General features: G+C 34.9%; 15 protein-coding genes and 2 pseudogenes. 13 read left to right on the top strand and 4 right to left on the bottom strand.

Translation table 11 applies throughout. From position 1 onward, the window contains the following. Positions 1–425: 425 nt before the first annotated feature. Positions 426–1,167 (bottom strand): annotated as a pseudogene (locus JNUCC41_RS17745) (transposase); the annotation flags it as partial. Between the two features lie 11 nt (positions 1,168–1,178). Between JNUCC41_RS17745 and JNUCC41_RS17750 the strand changes: the two are divergent. The 6 genes from JNUCC41_RS17750 to JNUCC41_RS17770 all read left to right on the top strand — a co-directional run bounded on the left by JNUCC41_RS17750 (position 1,179) and on the right by JNUCC41_RS17770 (position 7,717). Next, entirely contained in the window at positions 1,179–2,345 is a 1,167-nt protein-coding gene (locus JNUCC41_RS17750; RefSeq protein ID WP_192204137.1) for a spermine/spermidine synthase domain-containing protein, read from the top strand. A 419-nt stretch (positions 2,346–2,764) separates the two neighbouring features. Next, positions 2,765–3,328: a hypothetical protein gene (locus tag JNUCC41_RS17755; RefSeq protein ID WP_192204138.1), complete on the top strand. Its 564-nt coding sequence runs from the start codon at positions 2,765–2,767 to the stop codon at positions 3,326–3,328. Between the two features lie 69 nt (positions 3,329–3,397). After that, positions 3,398–5,518, top strand: coding sequence for a DUF2642 domain-containing protein (locus JNUCC41_RS17760; RefSeq protein ID WP_192204139.1), 2,121 nt, complete (start codon positions 3,398–3,400; stop codon positions 5,516–5,518). Positions 5,519–5,553: 35 nt separating this feature from the next. Further along, positions 5,554–5,685, top strand: coding sequence for a hypothetical protein (locus JNUCC41_RS27095; protein WP_286182143.1), 132 nt, complete (start codon positions 5,554–5,556; stop codon positions 5,683–5,685). Then, the gene (locus JNUCC41_RS17765) at positions 5,678–7,033 is read left to right on the top strand and encodes an arsenic transporter (RefSeq protein ID WP_192204140.1); all 1,356 of its coding nucleotides are present in this window, start codon (positions 5,678–5,680) and stop codon (positions 7,031–7,033) included. Before JNUCC41_RS27095 ends, JNUCC41_RS17765 begins: the two co-directional genes overlap by 8 nt. Before the next feature lie 15 nt (positions 7,034–7,048). Beyond that, complete coding sequence (locus tag JNUCC41_RS17770; RefSeq protein ID WP_192204141.1) at positions 7,049–7,717, top strand: DUF2642 domain-containing protein; 669 nt, start codon at positions 7,049–7,051, stop codon at positions 7,715–7,717. 1,141 nt (positions 7,718–8,858) lie between these two features. On the opposite strand, the pseudogene JNUCC41_RS17775 reads toward JNUCC41_RS17770, so the two are convergent. Next, positions 8,859–9,288 (bottom strand): annotated as a pseudogene (locus tag JNUCC41_RS17775) (helix-turn-helix domain-containing protein); the annotation flags it as partial. A 79-nt stretch (positions 9,289–9,367) separates the two neighbouring features. On the opposite strand from JNUCC41_RS17775, the gene JNUCC41_RS17780 reads away from it, so the two are divergent. Next, entirely contained in the window at positions 9,368–10,642 is a 1,275-nt protein-coding gene (locus tag JNUCC41_RS17780) for a collagen-like triple helix repeat-containing protein (RefSeq protein ID WP_192204142.1), read from the top strand. A 234-nt stretch (positions 10,643–10,876) separates the two neighbouring features. After that, positions 10,877–11,017, top strand: coding sequence for a hypothetical protein (locus tag JNUCC41_RS17785; RefSeq protein ID WP_192204143.1), 141 nt, complete (start codon positions 10,877–10,879; stop codon positions 11,015–11,017). Positions 11,018–11,241: 224 nt separating this feature from the next. Here JNUCC41_RS17785 and JNUCC41_RS17790 read toward each other — a convergent pair whose 3' ends face one another. Next, positions 11,242–11,454, bottom strand: coding sequence for a hypothetical protein (locus tag JNUCC41_RS17790; protein ID WP_192204144.1), 213 nt, complete (start codon positions 11,452–11,454; stop codon positions 11,242–11,244). 261 nt (positions 11,455–11,715) lie between these two features. Between JNUCC41_RS17790 and JNUCC41_RS17795 the strand changes: the two genes are divergently transcribed. The 4 genes from JNUCC41_RS17795 to JNUCC41_RS17810 all read left to right on the top strand — a co-directional run bounded on the left by JNUCC41_RS17795 (position 11,716) and on the right by JNUCC41_RS17810 (position 14,754). Beyond that, the gene (locus JNUCC41_RS17795) at positions 11,716–12,117 is read left to right on the top strand and encodes a DUF1259 domain-containing protein (RefSeq protein ID WP_192204145.1); all 402 of its coding nucleotides are present in this window, start codon (positions 11,716–11,718) and stop codon (positions 12,115–12,117) included. A 743-nt stretch (positions 12,118–12,860) separates the two neighbouring features. Further along, positions 12,861–13,070 carry a YolD-like family protein gene (locus JNUCC41_RS27310; RefSeq protein ID WP_353618334.1) on the top strand — a complete coding sequence of 70 codons (210 nt, stop codon included), beginning with the start codon at positions 12,861–12,863 and terminating at the stop codon, positions 13,068–13,070. 691 nt (positions 13,071–13,761) lie between these two features. Beyond that, complete coding sequence (locus tag JNUCC41_RS17805; protein WP_192204146.1) at positions 13,762–13,950, top strand: peptidoglycan-binding domain-containing protein; 189 nt, start codon at positions 13,762–13,764, stop codon at positions 13,948–13,950. A 567-nt stretch (positions 13,951–14,517) separates the two neighbouring features. Continuing rightward, positions 14,518–14,754 carry a hypothetical protein gene (locus tag JNUCC41_RS17810; protein ID WP_192204147.1) on the top strand — a complete coding sequence of 79 codons (237 nt, stop codon included), beginning with the start codon at positions 14,518–14,520 and terminating at the stop codon, positions 14,752–14,754. 483 nt (positions 14,755–15,237) lie between these two features. On the opposite strand, the gene JNUCC41_RS17815 is transcribed toward JNUCC41_RS17810, so the two are convergent. After that, the gene (locus JNUCC41_RS17815; RefSeq protein WP_192204148.1) at positions 15,238–15,486 is read right to left on the bottom strand and encodes a hypothetical protein; all 249 of its coding nucleotides are present in this window, start codon (positions 15,484–15,486) and stop codon (positions 15,238–15,240) included. Between the two features lie 795 nt (positions 15,487–16,281). Here JNUCC41_RS17815 and JNUCC41_RS17825 point away from each other — a divergent pair. Then, positions 16,282–16,467 carry a YjcZ family sporulation protein gene (locus JNUCC41_RS17825; protein ID WP_192204149.1) on the top strand — a complete coding sequence of 62 codons (186 nt, stop codon included), beginning with the start codon at positions 16,282–16,284 and terminating at the stop codon, positions 16,465–16,467. Positions 16,468–16,520: the final 53 nt, after the last annotated feature.

Genomic DNA, 16,520 nt, shown 5'->3' on the forward strand with positions numbered 1-16,520 from the left:
CGCGATTCTTGAGGAAGGTTCGCTTTTCTTATAGAACTCTCTCAGTTAATTAAGTATTTCTTACGAATGCTCGCTTATTCGCAGGATTTCATCCCACAAGTAGAGTATGAATGAGTGAATTAAAGGGGATTTGACCGTTTGGCAATATGAAGGCAGATGGAAACAGAGGATTTAACCTAAATCCCTTAATATTCCATATTCTGCACACTTCTCCACGACATCCCCGGGGCTTTCCCTCCCATGTCTCAACGGGTCATATTTGTATGCCCTCTCATTCCTTCGTTATGCCTATCCAAGGGGTGGAGGCTGGTATTGCTAACGGGACGGGTGATTGCCCTTTTGTTCTATACATCCAGTACTCCGTGCTTCTTTGAAATCCTACGAATAAGCCAATGCTCGTGAATGACGATATCAAAAGGCAAGTTTCATGCTGCATCTTGAGCGATCGGATAAACTTTTTCTGGGGAATATTCAGATCCAGTTCTGGCCATCCCCAAGTTTACCACACAACTTCATGACAGATTTCATTTTCTTTGTTTTTTTCACCTTAACATTTGTGGCGTGAATGGCTTGGAACTCAGGGTTATTCATGATCAGACTCATCGTCGCAAGAAATAGAAAACGTCTGAGTCGAGATCTTCCACGTTTGGATAGGACAATTTGGCCTTTCCACTTCCCAGAGCTTGCCTCGGAAAGGTGCAGACCTGCGTGACGCAATAAAGCATTGCCATGAGCGAATCCACTTAAATCACCTGATTCTCCAAGAATACCAGCCAGTGTAATCGTGCTAATTCCTTTAATCGCGAGTATTTTTTCGGCATAAGGGATCTGTACGAGTATGTTTGTGACTTCTTGTTCAACTGCTTCAAGTTGGGCGGTCGCAAGATCGTATTCCTCAAGCAATTGCTTCAAATGAAGTTTATAAGCATCAAGAGCTTTTTTAGTACCAACCGATTTGTTAGCTAGTTCAATCAGTGAATCGGCCTTTGGAATACAGGCATGTCTTTTCATCACCGATTTCCATCCTTTAACGATATCTTGAGGCTGTAAGGAACGTAGTTCAACTGGAGTAGGAAATAGACGAAGGGTTGCGATAGCTCCCTTTGCTGTAACATCTTTGAAGACTTGACGTATTTCAGGGAAGACGATATCTACCCAGCGATTTAGTTAGTTCATTTATGCCTCACGGGGTAACGGGTGCCAGCATTCTCTCAACTTCCCATTTTTCGATTCATACATGGCCGGAACACCGTTATGCTGCTTTAGATTTATATACGTGCGGAAATCAGGAATTATGGCCAGTATTAGAAGAGATTCTTAACAAAATGAAAGTGGGTTCTGCTTTTGTTTATGAACTTTCACGCGGGCATGAATCAAAAAATAAACCTGCCATAAAAGATCTTATTTTCACTTATGATGGCAGTAAAAAGAAAGATAGTGAAAGGACTGTAGAATTACTGGATGACCGCGGAAATGCATATGATAGTATACAGTTAAAAGAACTTGTGGAAGGACAACATAATATTCTCTATCATGGATCAAGTCAATTTCAAGATATTACATTGGTTGAGGACAATGACTTGCGTTTATATTTAGATCAAGAGTTACAATTTTCTTCATTGGATGAAAGGCATTATCATGAAGCATTAGTATTTCCTGCGATGGAGATGGCTTCTGACCATGAACGGGTTCTCATATTGGGAGGTGGAGATGGACTTGCTTTACGTGAAGTTCTTAAATATCCCAACGTAAAACATGTCGATCTTGTTGATATAGATTCTCAGGTGATTGAACTTGCAAAGACGAATCCAAAATTAATAACTCAAAATAATTGTTCTTTACTGGACGAAAAGGTAAATATTCATTTTGAAGATGCAAACAAATTTACTTTAAGGGAATTGCAGCCCTACAACGTAATAATTATTGATTTTCCAGATACCGTTGACCAAGTCATTAGCTCATTATATACAGTTGAATTGTTCAGCCAAACAGCAAAAATATTATCGAAACAAGGTGTGTTAGTTTGTCAGTCCAATTCACCAGAAGATACACCAACAGTATTTTGGAGTATTGGTAAAACAATTAATAGGGCCGGTCTTAATACACTTGAATACAATGTTATTGTTCCCTCTTTCGGCTTATGGGGGTTTCATTTAGCATCACATTTCAAGTTTCCAAGAATTATTCCGAGTATTTCTGTCCAACATCAAGTACTAAATTCAGACATGTCGAATTTGTTTACTATTCCTTCGTCAATTAAGGAAGTACGGGGAAAAGCTGTTATAAATAGCCTCAAAAATCTAAACTTACACAAGTTGTATAAAAACGAAATAGAAAAATGGTGACCAAACACCAGGTTTTATAGAAACCAAAAAAAATACATTTTAGTTTAGCTGTTTAAAATGACTCCGGTAATGCGCCGGGGTCTTTTTTTTGGGTACATTCGTTTTAATGAATTCGCTAAATAGCGATCCACTCTTCAGTTAGGTTAGTTAAAGTTGGACTATCCATTACACCAATGCATCTGTTAGATGCTGAGAGAATTTCCCACATGTATTTAGCGCCATCTCTTTCTCCTTCTTATCATATAGTTCATTCAGTAATTTCTTTCATTTAACCCCAGGAAATTCTAAAGGTAAGTGCATATACACATTTTTTGTGAATTTCATTCTTATTGATAGAAGATGGACATTTACCACGACACAATGTCATTCCATGACACATATACATACAGGGTAAATGATTATATAGGAGGGGCAACATTATGAATAAGGAATGGTTAACTAATTTGGTTGGGAAAGTTCTAAAGGTAGATAGAGGAGGGCCTGAATCTCGGACAGGATTATTATTAGGCATTTATGATGACCACTTATCGATTTTAACTGAACAAGAAGGTGTTATCTATTATAAAACTGACCATATCAAAAGTATTACCGAGAATGTAAAGAAGGGGTTCCAATTTCAACTGGAGGTTCCCGAAGATTTTACTTTTAAAACAGCTGCAACTTTTAAAGGCTTACTAGGTGACCTCAGAAATCAATGGGTAAATATTAACCGAGGCGGTCCCGAGAAGCTTGAAGGCGTACTTCATGATATTAATGATGAATTCGTAACATTAATCCTAAACGAAGAAGTTATTCGTCTGTCAATGTTCCATATCCGCAGCATCAGTTACGGGGCAAGAGTAGAGAAACAAAAGGAAGATGAAAAATCAGAAAAAAATAAAAATAATAAAGACGATGGAAAAGCGGAAAAAAATAAAAATAATAAAGACGATGGAAAAGCGGAAAAAAATAAAGATAATAAAGCAGAAGAAAAAGAAAAATAGTATAACATAAATGATGTGTCGCTTCTTGGGCAGAAGCGACCATCCAATTAATAAGGGGGGACTCCTCAGATGAAAGAACAAAATTTTCACGAAGCACTTAATTCACTGATAGGTTTTAATATTAGTATTATTTCCGATGATAAAACCGTTCATAATGGGGTAGTACTTGATGTGAAAAGCGACTTTATTGTCATTCAAATGAATCCTGATAAACAATGTTATTTTAACTTAAATCAGGTTTATGCCTTATTAAAAAACACCAAAGAATTCCAGGTTCAAATACTTGACCACAAACCAACACAGAAACAAAGTTTTACAGAACTAATAAATGAACTCAAAGGTCAATGGGTGACAGTAAATAGAGAGAACAATCTATCCTTTGACGGATTTTTAAGTACCGTAACTAATAATTATATCGTTTTATTAAATAAGGATAAACAACTTTATGTCCAATTATCAAATATACTCTACATTTTCAAAGGGATAGATAATAAGGAATCATCCGAGAACAAACAAAAGGAAAATAAGGACGAAAATACTGAAAATAAACAGTCAGATGCAGATCAAGTTAAGGAAAGTGATTCCGTGTTGAAGGAAGACACTGAAGTTAATTCCAAAGGGAAGGAAGAGCCTGCTGAACAGAAACAAGAACAGGACATTTTAACTTTTGAAAAAGATGAACCAGCCTCTGCAAACTCGGAAGTTTTATCTGACGTGAAAGAAGAACCGACTGGTCAATCTACAGGAAATGAAGTGAACAAAGATCAATTCAACGTAAAAGAAAATAAGAAGGAAAAACCTTCAGAAACTAATCCTGAAATAAGTGTACATTCGGAAGTTTTATCTGACGTGAAAGAAGAACCGACTGTTCAATCTACAGGGAATGAAGTGAACCAAGATCAATTCAACGTAAAAGAAAATAAGAAGGAAAAACCTTCAGAAACTAATCCTGAAATAAGTGTACATTCGGAAGTTTTATCTGACGTGAAAGAAGAACCGACTGGTCAATCTACAGGAAATGAAGTGAACCAAGATCAATTCAACGTAAAAGAAAATAAGAAGGAAAAACCTTCAGAAACTAATCCTGAAATAAGTGTACATTCGGAAGTTTTATCTGACGTGAAAGAAGAACCGACTGTTCAATCTACAGGGAATGAAGTGAACCAAGATCAATTCAACGTAAAAGAAAATAAGAAGGAAAAACCTTCAGAAACTTATCCTGAAATAAGTGTACATTCGGAAGTTTTATCTGACGTGAAAGAAGAACCGACTGTTCAATCTACAGGGAATGAAGTGAACCAAGATCAATTCAACGTAAAAGAAAATAAGAAGGAAAAACCTTCAGAAACTTATCCTGAAATAAGTGTACATTCGGAAGTTTTATCTGACGTGAAAGAAGAACCGACTGTTCAATCTACAGGGAATGAAGTGAACCAAGATCAATTCAACGTAAAAGAAAATAAGGAGGAAAAACTTTCAGAAACTAATCCTGAAATAAGTGTACATTCGGAAGTTTTATCTGACGTGAAAGAAGAACCGACTGTTCAATCTACAGGAAATGAAGTGAACCAAGATCAATTCAATGTAAAAGAAAATAAGAAGGAAAAACCTTCAGAAACTAATCTTGAAATAAGTGTACATTCGGAAGTTTTATCTGACGTGAAAGAAGAACCAACTGTTCAATCTACAGGAAATGAAGTGAACCAAGATCAATTCAATGTAAAGAAAAGTACGGATAAATATAAGAAACAAAAATCCCTTGAAAAAAAGAAAAAAGAAAGTAAGAAGGAAAAACCTTCAAAAACTAATAAGAAAGAAAATAAGAAGGAAAAATCGTCAGAAACTAATAAAAAAGAAAATAAGAAGGAAAAATCGTCAAAAACTAATAAAAAAGAAAGTAAGAAGGAAAAACCTTCAGAAACTAAAAAAAAAGATATACAAGAGGCAATCCAAGATAACTTGACTGAAGAATTCAGGAACTCAGGCCCTCAAGAAATGAACGAACAATCCTCAAAGAAAAATAATTTAAAAGAAAAAATGAAACTGATAGATAAAAAATGTTACGAATTAATAAAATCCACTGAAAAAATGTATACAGAAAACGGAAATGAAAAAAACAATTATTCTTCATTGATGAAATTTGCAGAAAGAGTGCATGGAAAATTGAAGGCAAAACGGTTAAAGCCTTAGATACAATCCAGGGCTAATTGAAAGGAGGACATGGAATGATGATTTTGTTTTTTTCTGTAATTGGGGGAGTCTTCTATTCTTTTTTTGTAAAACCTCAAAATCAAACCACTCCTGATACCGTAAATATTACACCATCCAAAAACAAGGCGGCGGAGGTAAATGCTTAGTTCACAAATTGTCTTGATGTCAATAATTTTTACTTTAACAATTATTCTCATGTTATGGAGACCATTTGGGATTAATGAAACGATACCTACTACAATAGGTGCCTTGACTGTATTAGTTGCAGGCATTGTTCCTTGGATGGATGTTTTAAATATTTTTGATATTATCAGGGGCGCTTCTTTAACCATATTATCCACCATAATGATGTCTATTGTACTTGAGAGCATTGGTTTTTTTAGGTGGATTGCTTTAAATATCATCATCCGGTCTAAGGGTTCAGGGGTTAGATTATTCGTTTATACTAATCTCCTATGTTTTTTCATGACAATGTTTTTCAATAACGATGGAAGTATCCTTATCACAACACCTATCATTATTCACATTGTAACGTTACTAAAGATTAAACCTCACCAAAAAATCCCCTATCTAATATCAGGAGCTCTAATTGCAACCGCAGCGAGTGCCCCAATAGCAGTAAGCAATATTTCCAATTTGATTGCACTAAAAATTGTAGGATTGAGCCTAAATAGTTATATCAATATGATGTTTGTTCCTTCAATGATAGGGATTTTAACAATAGGGTTATTACTTTATCTATATTTTAAGAAGGACCTTCCAAGGAAAATTCCCAGTGTACCTGTAAAATGGGATAAAACCTTTTCACGCTATGTGCAAACTCATCCACTCGATGTTAAACAACATTCCGAAGATAATGATTGGAAGTTGTTTAAAATGAGTTTTGCAATCGTCATTTTAACTCGGGCGAGCTTCTTCGCACTTACACCATTTGGGGTTCCCTTGGAATTGATCGGTATGGTGGGAGCGTTCCTTTTGATATTACTTAGATGGTATAAAACCAAAACTGGTCTTGGCGATATTGTAAAGAAAACACCTTGGCATGTTCTTTTATTTGCTTTCAATATGTACGTGCTGGTATATGGGTTGAAGAATGTTGGCTTGAATGAATATATAGTCAGCAATTTAAAACCCTTAATTATGGACAGCCCATTCAACGCAACCATGATCATGGGCATATTATTAACTATCCTATCCAATTTATTTAATAATCTTCCTGCAGTTATGATAGGGACTTTGTCGATAACAGAGATGGGATTGGATCCTCACCTTGTACAAATTGCTTATCTTGCTAACGTGATTGGAAGCGATATAGGTGCTTTGTTAACGCCTGTTGGTACGCTGGCCACATTAATTTGGATGTATATATTGAAGAAACACTCCATCAATATCTCCTGGGGAAAGTATCTTAGAGTTACCTTTTTAATAATTCCTATAGGGTTAATCGTAAGTTTAATCTCGCTGTATTTTTGGACCAATTGGTTATTAATGTAGGAAGGAGGGATGATTATGAATAAAATATTACAAAATCTCAGAGGCAAAACAATTAAAATCGAAATTTCCGGAAAAAAATTTTTTTTCGGTACACTGGTTGATACTGGTATTGATGTAGTGGTTATCTTTAATGGACAGGATTTTGTGTATCTTCCAATAATTCATATTCAAAATTGCAAAGTAAATACTACGGAAAACGAGGAGATTTCCCCTCCTGAAGACTCACCTGGAATTGAAGCGGAGGAAGAATTATCACTACGAAAAACTCTTTTATCCGCGAAAGGGATGTTCACGGAAATATACGTAACTGGTAACCAGCCTTTACATGGTTATATAACAAGGGTGATGAATAATTACTTTGAATTCTATTCACCAGTTTACAAGACTATGTATATACCTTTAATTCATTTAAAGTGGATTATCCCATACACAGACAACCAAACTCCTTATGGTTTAAGTAACAAGGATCTTCCTGTACATCCATCAAAACTTTCAATGGCAAGAACCTTTGACGTACAAATGGAAAAACTGATCGGTAGCTTAATTATTTTTAATATAGGAGAAAACTCCAATTTAATTGGACAAATTAATAAGTTAGAAGATAATTTTGTTGAACTTATTACGGCAAGGGAGGAACCTGTATATTTAAATCTTCACCATATTAAAACAGTTCACCTACCGTGAATTAAAGGCAGCAAATATGCTGCCTTTCTCACATATCTATCTTTTGGTAAAAAATCAGGAATTTGTTCAATCCGCTTTATTTTTCCCTCATATGATTATCGCTGTTGGCTTTGGTCCATGGAGTGGTCGAAAACCAAGGGAGTTTTTGTTGAATTGAAATAAGTGATACCCCTTCCCGAGGGTCTTTCTTTAGATACTCGATTTCTACGGGAATATTTAATGAGTATCCTGGTTTCTTATCAGGAAAATGCTCACCTTCTCCATGACAGTGTAAAACCTTCCCTTGTTTTAAAATAAGGTTCTAACCTTCTTGACTAACTCCGTAATATCTTTAGCATCGTATAAACAACATGATCTATTCGGAAATCCTTACTAGCAGCATAGCTACATTTGATTTTCTGTATCCATTCGTACGCCGCAACTGCTGCAGTCCAATCTGGGTCTTCCTTATATTTTGCATTAGGAACAGGGAAGCTTCCATTTTGTAAAAATTTAGTTTCCTTAGAATGTAAGTAAACTTTGATATTAATGTTCAACTTTCAACACCTCAATGACATATTTATCGAAATTATTCTATTCCTTCTCGAAAATATAATCTAGGTTATATGCGCCAACCAGTACTCTACCTTTATTCTTATAAGGGATTCATACTTTGGTAAGTAAATTTCCAAAAGGTGTATCACTAACTTATGGTTAAAAGACGAATTTTGTTGCTCATTGGGTTCCAGGTGTATTTAGTAATCTAGTAGGGTCTTTCTACGAAGAAGCTGAAACTATACAGGAATTTTGGAAGGTAATTAAACAGTGTAATAGAGTGGTAGATTATCCATCTAACAAAAGAGCATTCACAGGTAAACAAGAAAAAGAAATCGGCACCAAAGCATTCAAGGAATTTGCTATGAAGATGAAAAGTAGTGTGAACATGTATAAAGTGCAGTTTGCTTACTTCAATGGAATTGTGAATAAACTTATGAATGAGCTATACTTTGATGCAGATTTTATGGACAACCTTAATTAGTCTCAATAAAAGGTTTTTCCTGGCTGTGGATATTCTTTCTTGTTTTAAAGAGTTTTTTAGAGGATTATCCAAATTAGAATATTGAGCAACGGCTTTACGTTTATTGTTTTTAATATTTTGTTATAAGAAATAAGTAGTTGTTTTAATGGCCGGACACTTCTTGTACTCTTTCATAGGGTCCTTGCCGGACATTTTATCTTTCACAGGTTGAATAATGATGGCATTGGCTGTTTGCATCATATCCTTTTTTCTCTTCATGGCATGCCGAGGTCTTCAAGTTTCTTCATTAAACGTTGAACAGTTTTATAAGAAACTTCAAGCTTATCTGCAATGTATTCTTATACATATAGCTCACACAGATTTGCTTGCAGCTGTGACGTTTTAGAACTTCTAGTAATGCGATTAGTCTGGCTTGTACATCTGTACGCTTAATAGACATACGAATAGTATCTCTATATACTCGTACCGTTATATTTATATCTTCAATATCTGTGAAAGTGGAAAGGTTGTTATATGATTCTTCATTGGCTATTACGTCTATATGTTTCTTCATTTTAGTTACAACTATATGGACAAACATTCAAGCGATATTAAAAAGCAAGAATATATTATTTAGAAAGGAGCTGAATTTTATGTCACATAATAATTTTTGTTGTCCTTTCTGTTTAAATAGGAACTGTTGTTGTCCCCCTGGCCCTCAAGGCCCTCAAGGCCCTCAAGGAGTTCCTGGAATTCCAGGGCCCCGAGGACTACGAGGACCCCAAGGAATCCCAGGCCCTCCAGGACCCCAAGGAATCCCAGGTCCACCAGGATCCCAAGGAATCCCAGGCCCACCAGGATCCCAAGGAATCCCAGGTCCACCAGGATCCCAAGGAATCCCAGGCCCACCAGGATCCCAAGGAATCCCAGGCCCACCGGGACCCCAAGGAATCCCAGGCCCACCAGGACCCGGCTGTATAGAACCTCCACCCACAGCCACTCAAATCGTTTATGTAAATAAAGCTGGTAATGATGCGACTGCTGACGGTAGTGAATGTGATCCATTCTTGACCGTCACTGCGGCCATGGCATCTATCCTAGATGCATCACCAACTAAACGGTATGCTATCTCTATTGGACCAGGTAACTACACAGAGCCATTAATTCATTTAAAAGCAAATGTTCAATTGATTGGAACCAGTACTTTATTAACCAGGTTATCGATACCTTTCGATATTAATGATCCATCATGGTTTGAAACTGGATTTCAAAATGATAATCGATCTGGATTTGTGGATTTAACTTTGTTATCTGCACCCCTTGACTTTAACTTTGTGACAGCTAGCAGTTTTAGTGGTAAGTTATTCTTTGTCAGTGTTAATTTAACTCCTTCTCCAACATTCACTGCTTTAACTACTTCTGTTAATCAAGTCAATATTCGTGACTCGTTGCTATCTTCTGGTTACACTCAAAATGGAATTAACATGGTGATGTTTGCTTCATTTGTTTCTAGTGGAAATATAATCATTAATTCACAAGCAACTACGGATACCCAAGTTAATTTAGTGGGTGGAGGAATAAATGGAAATATTATCATTAATGTTCAATCTGGTCATATTCCAATCGATCCTTTGAATTTAACCAGTTTTGCTATAACGGAAAATATTTTCAATCCTTTCCCTAATTCAGGAAGGTTAATTGTTAATGGGGTTAATAATGTAAGTACAAGAGTCAGAGCGACAGTAGATTCGATACCTATTCGGTCTCGAGTAACTCTTGTAGGAACGGGTACAACATTAATTAGAGTTGATGATGCTTTTGGACTAGCGTATACACCTGCTAATCCAGGGGATTGGGTAGCTCCTTCTCCGACAACAGTACAAGAAGCATTAGATAGAATAGCGGCCAGTATTGGCCCCGTGCCATAAATGGGCTAGCTCAAGAATATTAATTCTTCTAGAGAGGTTTTTAAAGTAGGTGTTCTTCAACTAACTGGTTCGTTAGTTTCATAGGGCATAAAGGAAGACCATAATAAGTGGTCTCTTTTATTTGTTTGAAAATCAACATTTCTCTAGCCCGAACTTATTTGGGGAAGGAATTTTTTTTGGTATTAATAAGAACTTTTGTTCGTATATAATGGATGTAAAGGAGGGATTTTTCTGATGGGGATAATTCGTGATAGAGGGCTTGTTAAATGGCAGTCAGCATTGAGTATGCCGGAACATAAAGCTTTAAATAAAAAAATAGATGAGGTTGACTCTGATATTAATATTCATTCATTTTTCTCTTTTCAGTTTATATAGTTAAAACAAGTAATATTATTCATGTCCACATTCATCCTTACCTGAGTCTACACATTCTGTAAAGTCTTTGGTCCACTGTTTTTGTTCTCCACTGCTCATTTCGGCCATTCATATTGACTAATAAAACCATCACCATCTAAATCATTTGATTTAGTTTGTTTTTGTTGAGATTCCTGAGGCTTCTGTTGTGCTGCTAATTGGGCCTGTCGTTGCTTTTCTGCGATTCACTCACGTTCTTTTCTTTCGGCCTCTTCTTTTGCTTTCTTTTCCGCAATTATTCGTTCTTTTTCTTTTTTTATTTCTGCAATTTCCGCATTCAGCTTATCGAATCTATTGTCTTTCTCAATACTGGTGACAGTTTCATGACTACATCCACCAATAAAGATATTGTTAGGATAATAGGAAATAGAATTTTTCTCAATTTTCCACCTCCTCATATAAATCAGCTACTTTCACTCCTAATAATTTTAGCTAATTTAAATGCCTTATTAATTGTAGGATAGTTTTTTCTTTAGGGCCGCTGAACAAATAAAAAGGAAACCAATCATATAATGTGGTCTCATTTCGTGCTCTATGAAACTATGATTGCTGTTTAAAAAAGATCTAATTTAGTCCATTTTCTAATATATAAACTTTTGGATAGTTTCGAAAACTTTTTATTTTCATATTCTAATGTATATCTTTTTGGAGGTGATTAAATGTCTAAAGATTTGTGTAAGAAACTCGCAAAAATCCTTAAAGGCGAAGCGCAGCAAAAAAATAATGTATGTATGGTAACAAGGGAGAGACGTGATCTAAAACCAACAATCCTTGGTCAATCTACTCAATCAGAGATGGTAATTTCTCTTGAGTTTAGTTTTGAACCAATTTCAAAGAAAAGTAAAACATTAAATTTAGCTGAACTTGTTTTTTTACAGGAAGAAGTGAATCCTTTTTTAAAAGCTATTAAAATGAGTGATCATATAAAAGTTTCGGCAGTACACAACCACTGGTTATTTGAAAAACCACGACTCATTTATATGCACCTTGAATCAATTCAAAGTCCGTTGGAGTTTGCAAAAGAGGTTGCGGAGGCGCTAAAAAAAGCTGGTATAAAATAAAACTGTACAAGCCTTTTCCTCTTGATCCATTTAGTGGAACCACTTCAAAACTAAAATTTTCAAATTTAAATTTAGGAGGGGGAGTTTCCCTCTCCCATTTTTTAAAAACTATTCTGCCCCGTTAGTCCGAATCACCCCCAATAAAAAATTCTCATTTGGAAACATACTCTTTTGTGGAATGATCCTTATACTTTAAGGGTTAAAGGAATAAATATTCTGGGCGGGTAAAAACCTTTTCTGAGATTAATTAAGGGTGTCCATAAACTCAGCATCAAAGTATAAATCGTTCATAAGCTTGTTCACAATCCCGTTAAAATAAGCAAACTGTCCTTTATGCATCTTAACGCTACTCTTAACCTTCATAGAAAATTCCTTAAACTCTTTTGTGCCAATCACTATTTCTTGTTCCCTAGTGAATGCTTTTTTGTTATAAAATAATGAACCACTCTATTACATTGCTTAATAACCTTCCAGAATTCCTGTATAGTTTCAGCTTTTCGTAGAATGAACCTACTAGATTGCTAAATATACCTGGAACCCAATGGGCAAAGTTCGCTTGTTTTAATGCGTTTTCTAGAGAATTATCCACATGTGAGAATTGAGCTACGGCTTTACGTTATCTTTCTGATGAGTACAATTCGTGATAGAGGACTCGTTAAATGGCAAGCGGCATTGATTATGCCAGAACATCAAGCTTTAAATAAAAAATAGGTGAGGTTGATTATTTCTTAAATAAAAAGCCTATCCTTGATGAATACCAGGTTGAAGAGTTTGAAAACAACATTCATTATGCGATGGAATATCATTTACCGATAAGATTTAGATTACATAACGAGGGAAATCCACAAGAATTACAAATTGTGTGTACATACATCCTGTCACGAAAGAGCTACGAATTCAGAAGAAAGATCGTTCCTTTGAGTATATTCAGTTTAATGAGATTATTGATGTGATCGTAGAGGATTAAAAAAAGCCCTTCTCATTGAGAGTGGCTTGTTTTTTGAATCTATTTTTTTACGTTTAATCTAGTTTGATAAAAAATGTTAAAAATTCATCTTATTAAATTGGAATGTACTAACTATCTCATATTATGTTATCCTACACAAAATTGATAATAGTTGTTATGAGTACTTGTACTATAAGAACTGATAGGAAACCTGATATAATTTTCCCTGCTTTTGCGCCTTTATTATCATGGTAAATATTACCGATAATAAAGGAGGGGATAAAAAATATAATTGAATAGAACACTGTATAATGAATACCTGAATCACCATTTGACCAAGCGCTTAACCCAATATTATTTAAAATAATATCTCCAATGCAAAATTTATCACCAAATCGAAAATTAAACAATATTCCGATTAAACAAAGGGCGAAAGAAAGTGAACCTACTCCAATATGTTTTTTTTCTTAACTGTAATTGTTGTCATGTCTTTTTCCCCTTACTGTTAGGAATTTTCCTATTTTTAAAATAATCCTAATTATTTAATTTTATGAGTTTTAAAGATAAAACCCACTAATTTTGTGTACAGCCATAGCAACTTACCTAAATTATGGTTTTTTTATCTTAACATATCAATAAGCAGTTCAATAAAAAACTTGTTGTGGATGGTAAATAGGGAGCTAAAACTAAGGCTGCCATTGTCACGATTAAAAAAGGTGCTAAAGGCAATCTTACTGATCATGCAGGCCGCACTTTATTTGGAAGGATTTAACCCTGGATCACTTGATTCTATCTTCGGAAAAGGTACTGAATCAACATTATCTAAATTCCAGAAAGCTAAAAAGGTAACTGCAGATAAAAAAGCAGGTAAAGCAACTTTCCAATAGCCCTTACTCGTTTGAGTAAGGGCTATTTAGTTAGAATGAATATAAAATATTATTCTACGACACTAAAAGAACTCAAACATACTTCGTTTAAGTCTTTCCCTTTTTAAAAATTTAGTATAGTATTACATATGAACCAAAAAAAACCAAATATATATTATATATGAACTATTGACATTTAGGTAGTGGCTACATGCGGAATTGCCACTGCTATTGGTGAGGTAGGAATAGTATTAAATATTGGTCAGACAAAATCAGTGGCCACTACAATTAGTGCAGATTTTGGTGCTAGTAATGCTGCATTATCAGGGGCTCTAGGGTATAGTGTTACGGGTTCAACATCTATAACGATTTTTTGGTACATATAAAGTACCGAGTAAACATAATGGAAAAAAAGTTAAAACGTGTAAAATGACGGCATATCCTGTATATAAAACTAAGCTATATGATGTACATAAAATGCCATGGAATTCCTTTACTTGGACTAAACAAGGAACAGGCAAGGCAAAAAAAGCTTATGGTGTATCTTATAAAAAAGTATATACTTATAAATAAAGGGTGGAAGTTTAAATGAAAAAAAAATATATAGTAATAATTTTAATGCTGATTATAATAATTGGAAGTTTGCAAATTCCTAGTCTACTAGAATCAGTATATCCATTGGCTAAAGAAGATAGAACTGAAGCTTTTTATAATATTAGATATTTATTGCAAGGGATTTTTTCTTTAGCAGGTATAATATTTGTTAATATTTTACTGTTATTATATTTCAAGAATAGTGATGTTGATAAAAGAAACTACAAATAAGTAATTCAAGCCCTCTTCGATGAGGGCTTTTTTTATACAGCCATGTATGACTTTTTACATTTCCCTGTCGATACCTTAATAGTTGTCTTACTTTGTTTTTGCATTGACTTTTATGTATCATACGTACACTTTTCAAAAAAATATTATCTTATCCAATTTACCTCTTATCAGTATCTCGTTTGTCATTCAAAATACACCTTTCAAGGGGCTTGTCTACACTCTGAAAGCCCTTCTCATAGACAAGAGGGGCTTTTGTTTTTTTGTGAGAACTATCGTTCGTATATAATGGAGGGATTTTTCTGATGAGTACAATTCGTGATAGAGGCCTCGTTAAATGGCAAGCAACGTGTCAAGAAAGGGATATTTCATATCCAACACGTCAATAACTTTCACCTTCGTTTGTAGACTACAGACGGGTTAGTGTGCTTTCTTTTTCCGTTTACTTTTAGGGATCATATCATTATGACAGGGGTTATTTTTGTTTTAAAATATTTGTCTAACCTTCTTAACTAACTCCGTAATATCAATATCATCGTTATAAAGCACCTGATCTATACGAAAATCATCACTTGCAGCGAAGCTATTCTTAATCTGCTGAATCCACTCATATGCAGCTATGGCAGCTGTCCAGTCAGGAGCTTTCTTAAAGTCTGAACTCAATACAGAAAAGCCTCCACTTTGTAAGAGTTTATTTTCTTTTGAATGTAAGTATACCTTGATATTTATATTCATTAATTTTGCTCTTCTCGTTTTTATTTTAGTAATTTATACATATATTTTATATCAATTTACTAAAAAATATGTGCGTGTATTTTGCCCACCATTTGCCCACCAATTCATGAAATTGTACTATTGCTATGATTGGCAACAGTCATTCCGTAGAATGAATGCCCGGAATAGATAAAAACCCTGACACTAAAGGTGCCAAGGGTTTGAGATATTAATACATGGATATATATTGTTCGCGTTCACATGTGTGAACTTGTGTGCGGAACATACTTCTTAGCATAATCAGGTCATAAAACATCGCAAATGCCTATTTAATAGTTTTTTCTATAATTGATTCTGCACAAACATTGAATCCAAAGGTGGATGCTGAGTCTCTCCAGAGTGGACAGAAACTTGTAGTAAGTGGTTCAAAAACGACTTATCACACAGTAAAAGGCGACACAGTATCTGCTCTTGGTAAAAAATATGGGAGCACAATTATACAGGTAAAGGACTCGAATAAACTTGATAGTAGCTATATAATCATGGTTGGGCAAAAGCTGCGCGTAAAATAAGTTGTAACAAAAAGCCCCTATCAATGAGAAGGGCTTTTTTATTATATAAAGTATTATTGCCTTTATACTTATTTGGAAATTAGATAAGGACAAATTGTACAATGATTTACTCAGTATATTTATAGCAGAAAGACCGATTTTTATTTCGGTCTTTTTTGTTGTTTAATTGTGTCATTAAATTATTTAGAGCATAGAATGAATTAACCCATTTAAGTTCCTCCTTAAAAAAATAAGGAGTGATTGTATGTCAGGTAGTCGTAGAGATGGCTGTTGTGATGGATTTGACGGAGGCTGTGGATTTAGTGGTGGATTTGCCTTTTTAGTTGTATTGTTTATCCTCTTAATTATTGTTGGAGCTAGTTTCTGCGGTGGTTTTGGTGGCGGTTATGGTGGATATGCCCCAGCCTATGGATATGGTGCATGCTGCTAAGAATATCAAAAGCTGACCTCATTTTTGGTCAGCCTTTTATTATTTAATTTCTA

The sequence above is a fragment of the Brevibacillus sp. JNUCC-41 genome (genome assembly GCF_014844095.1).
GTDB classification, from domain to species: Bacteria; Bacillota; Bacilli; order Bacillales; family DSM-1321; genus Peribacillus; species Peribacillus aracenensis.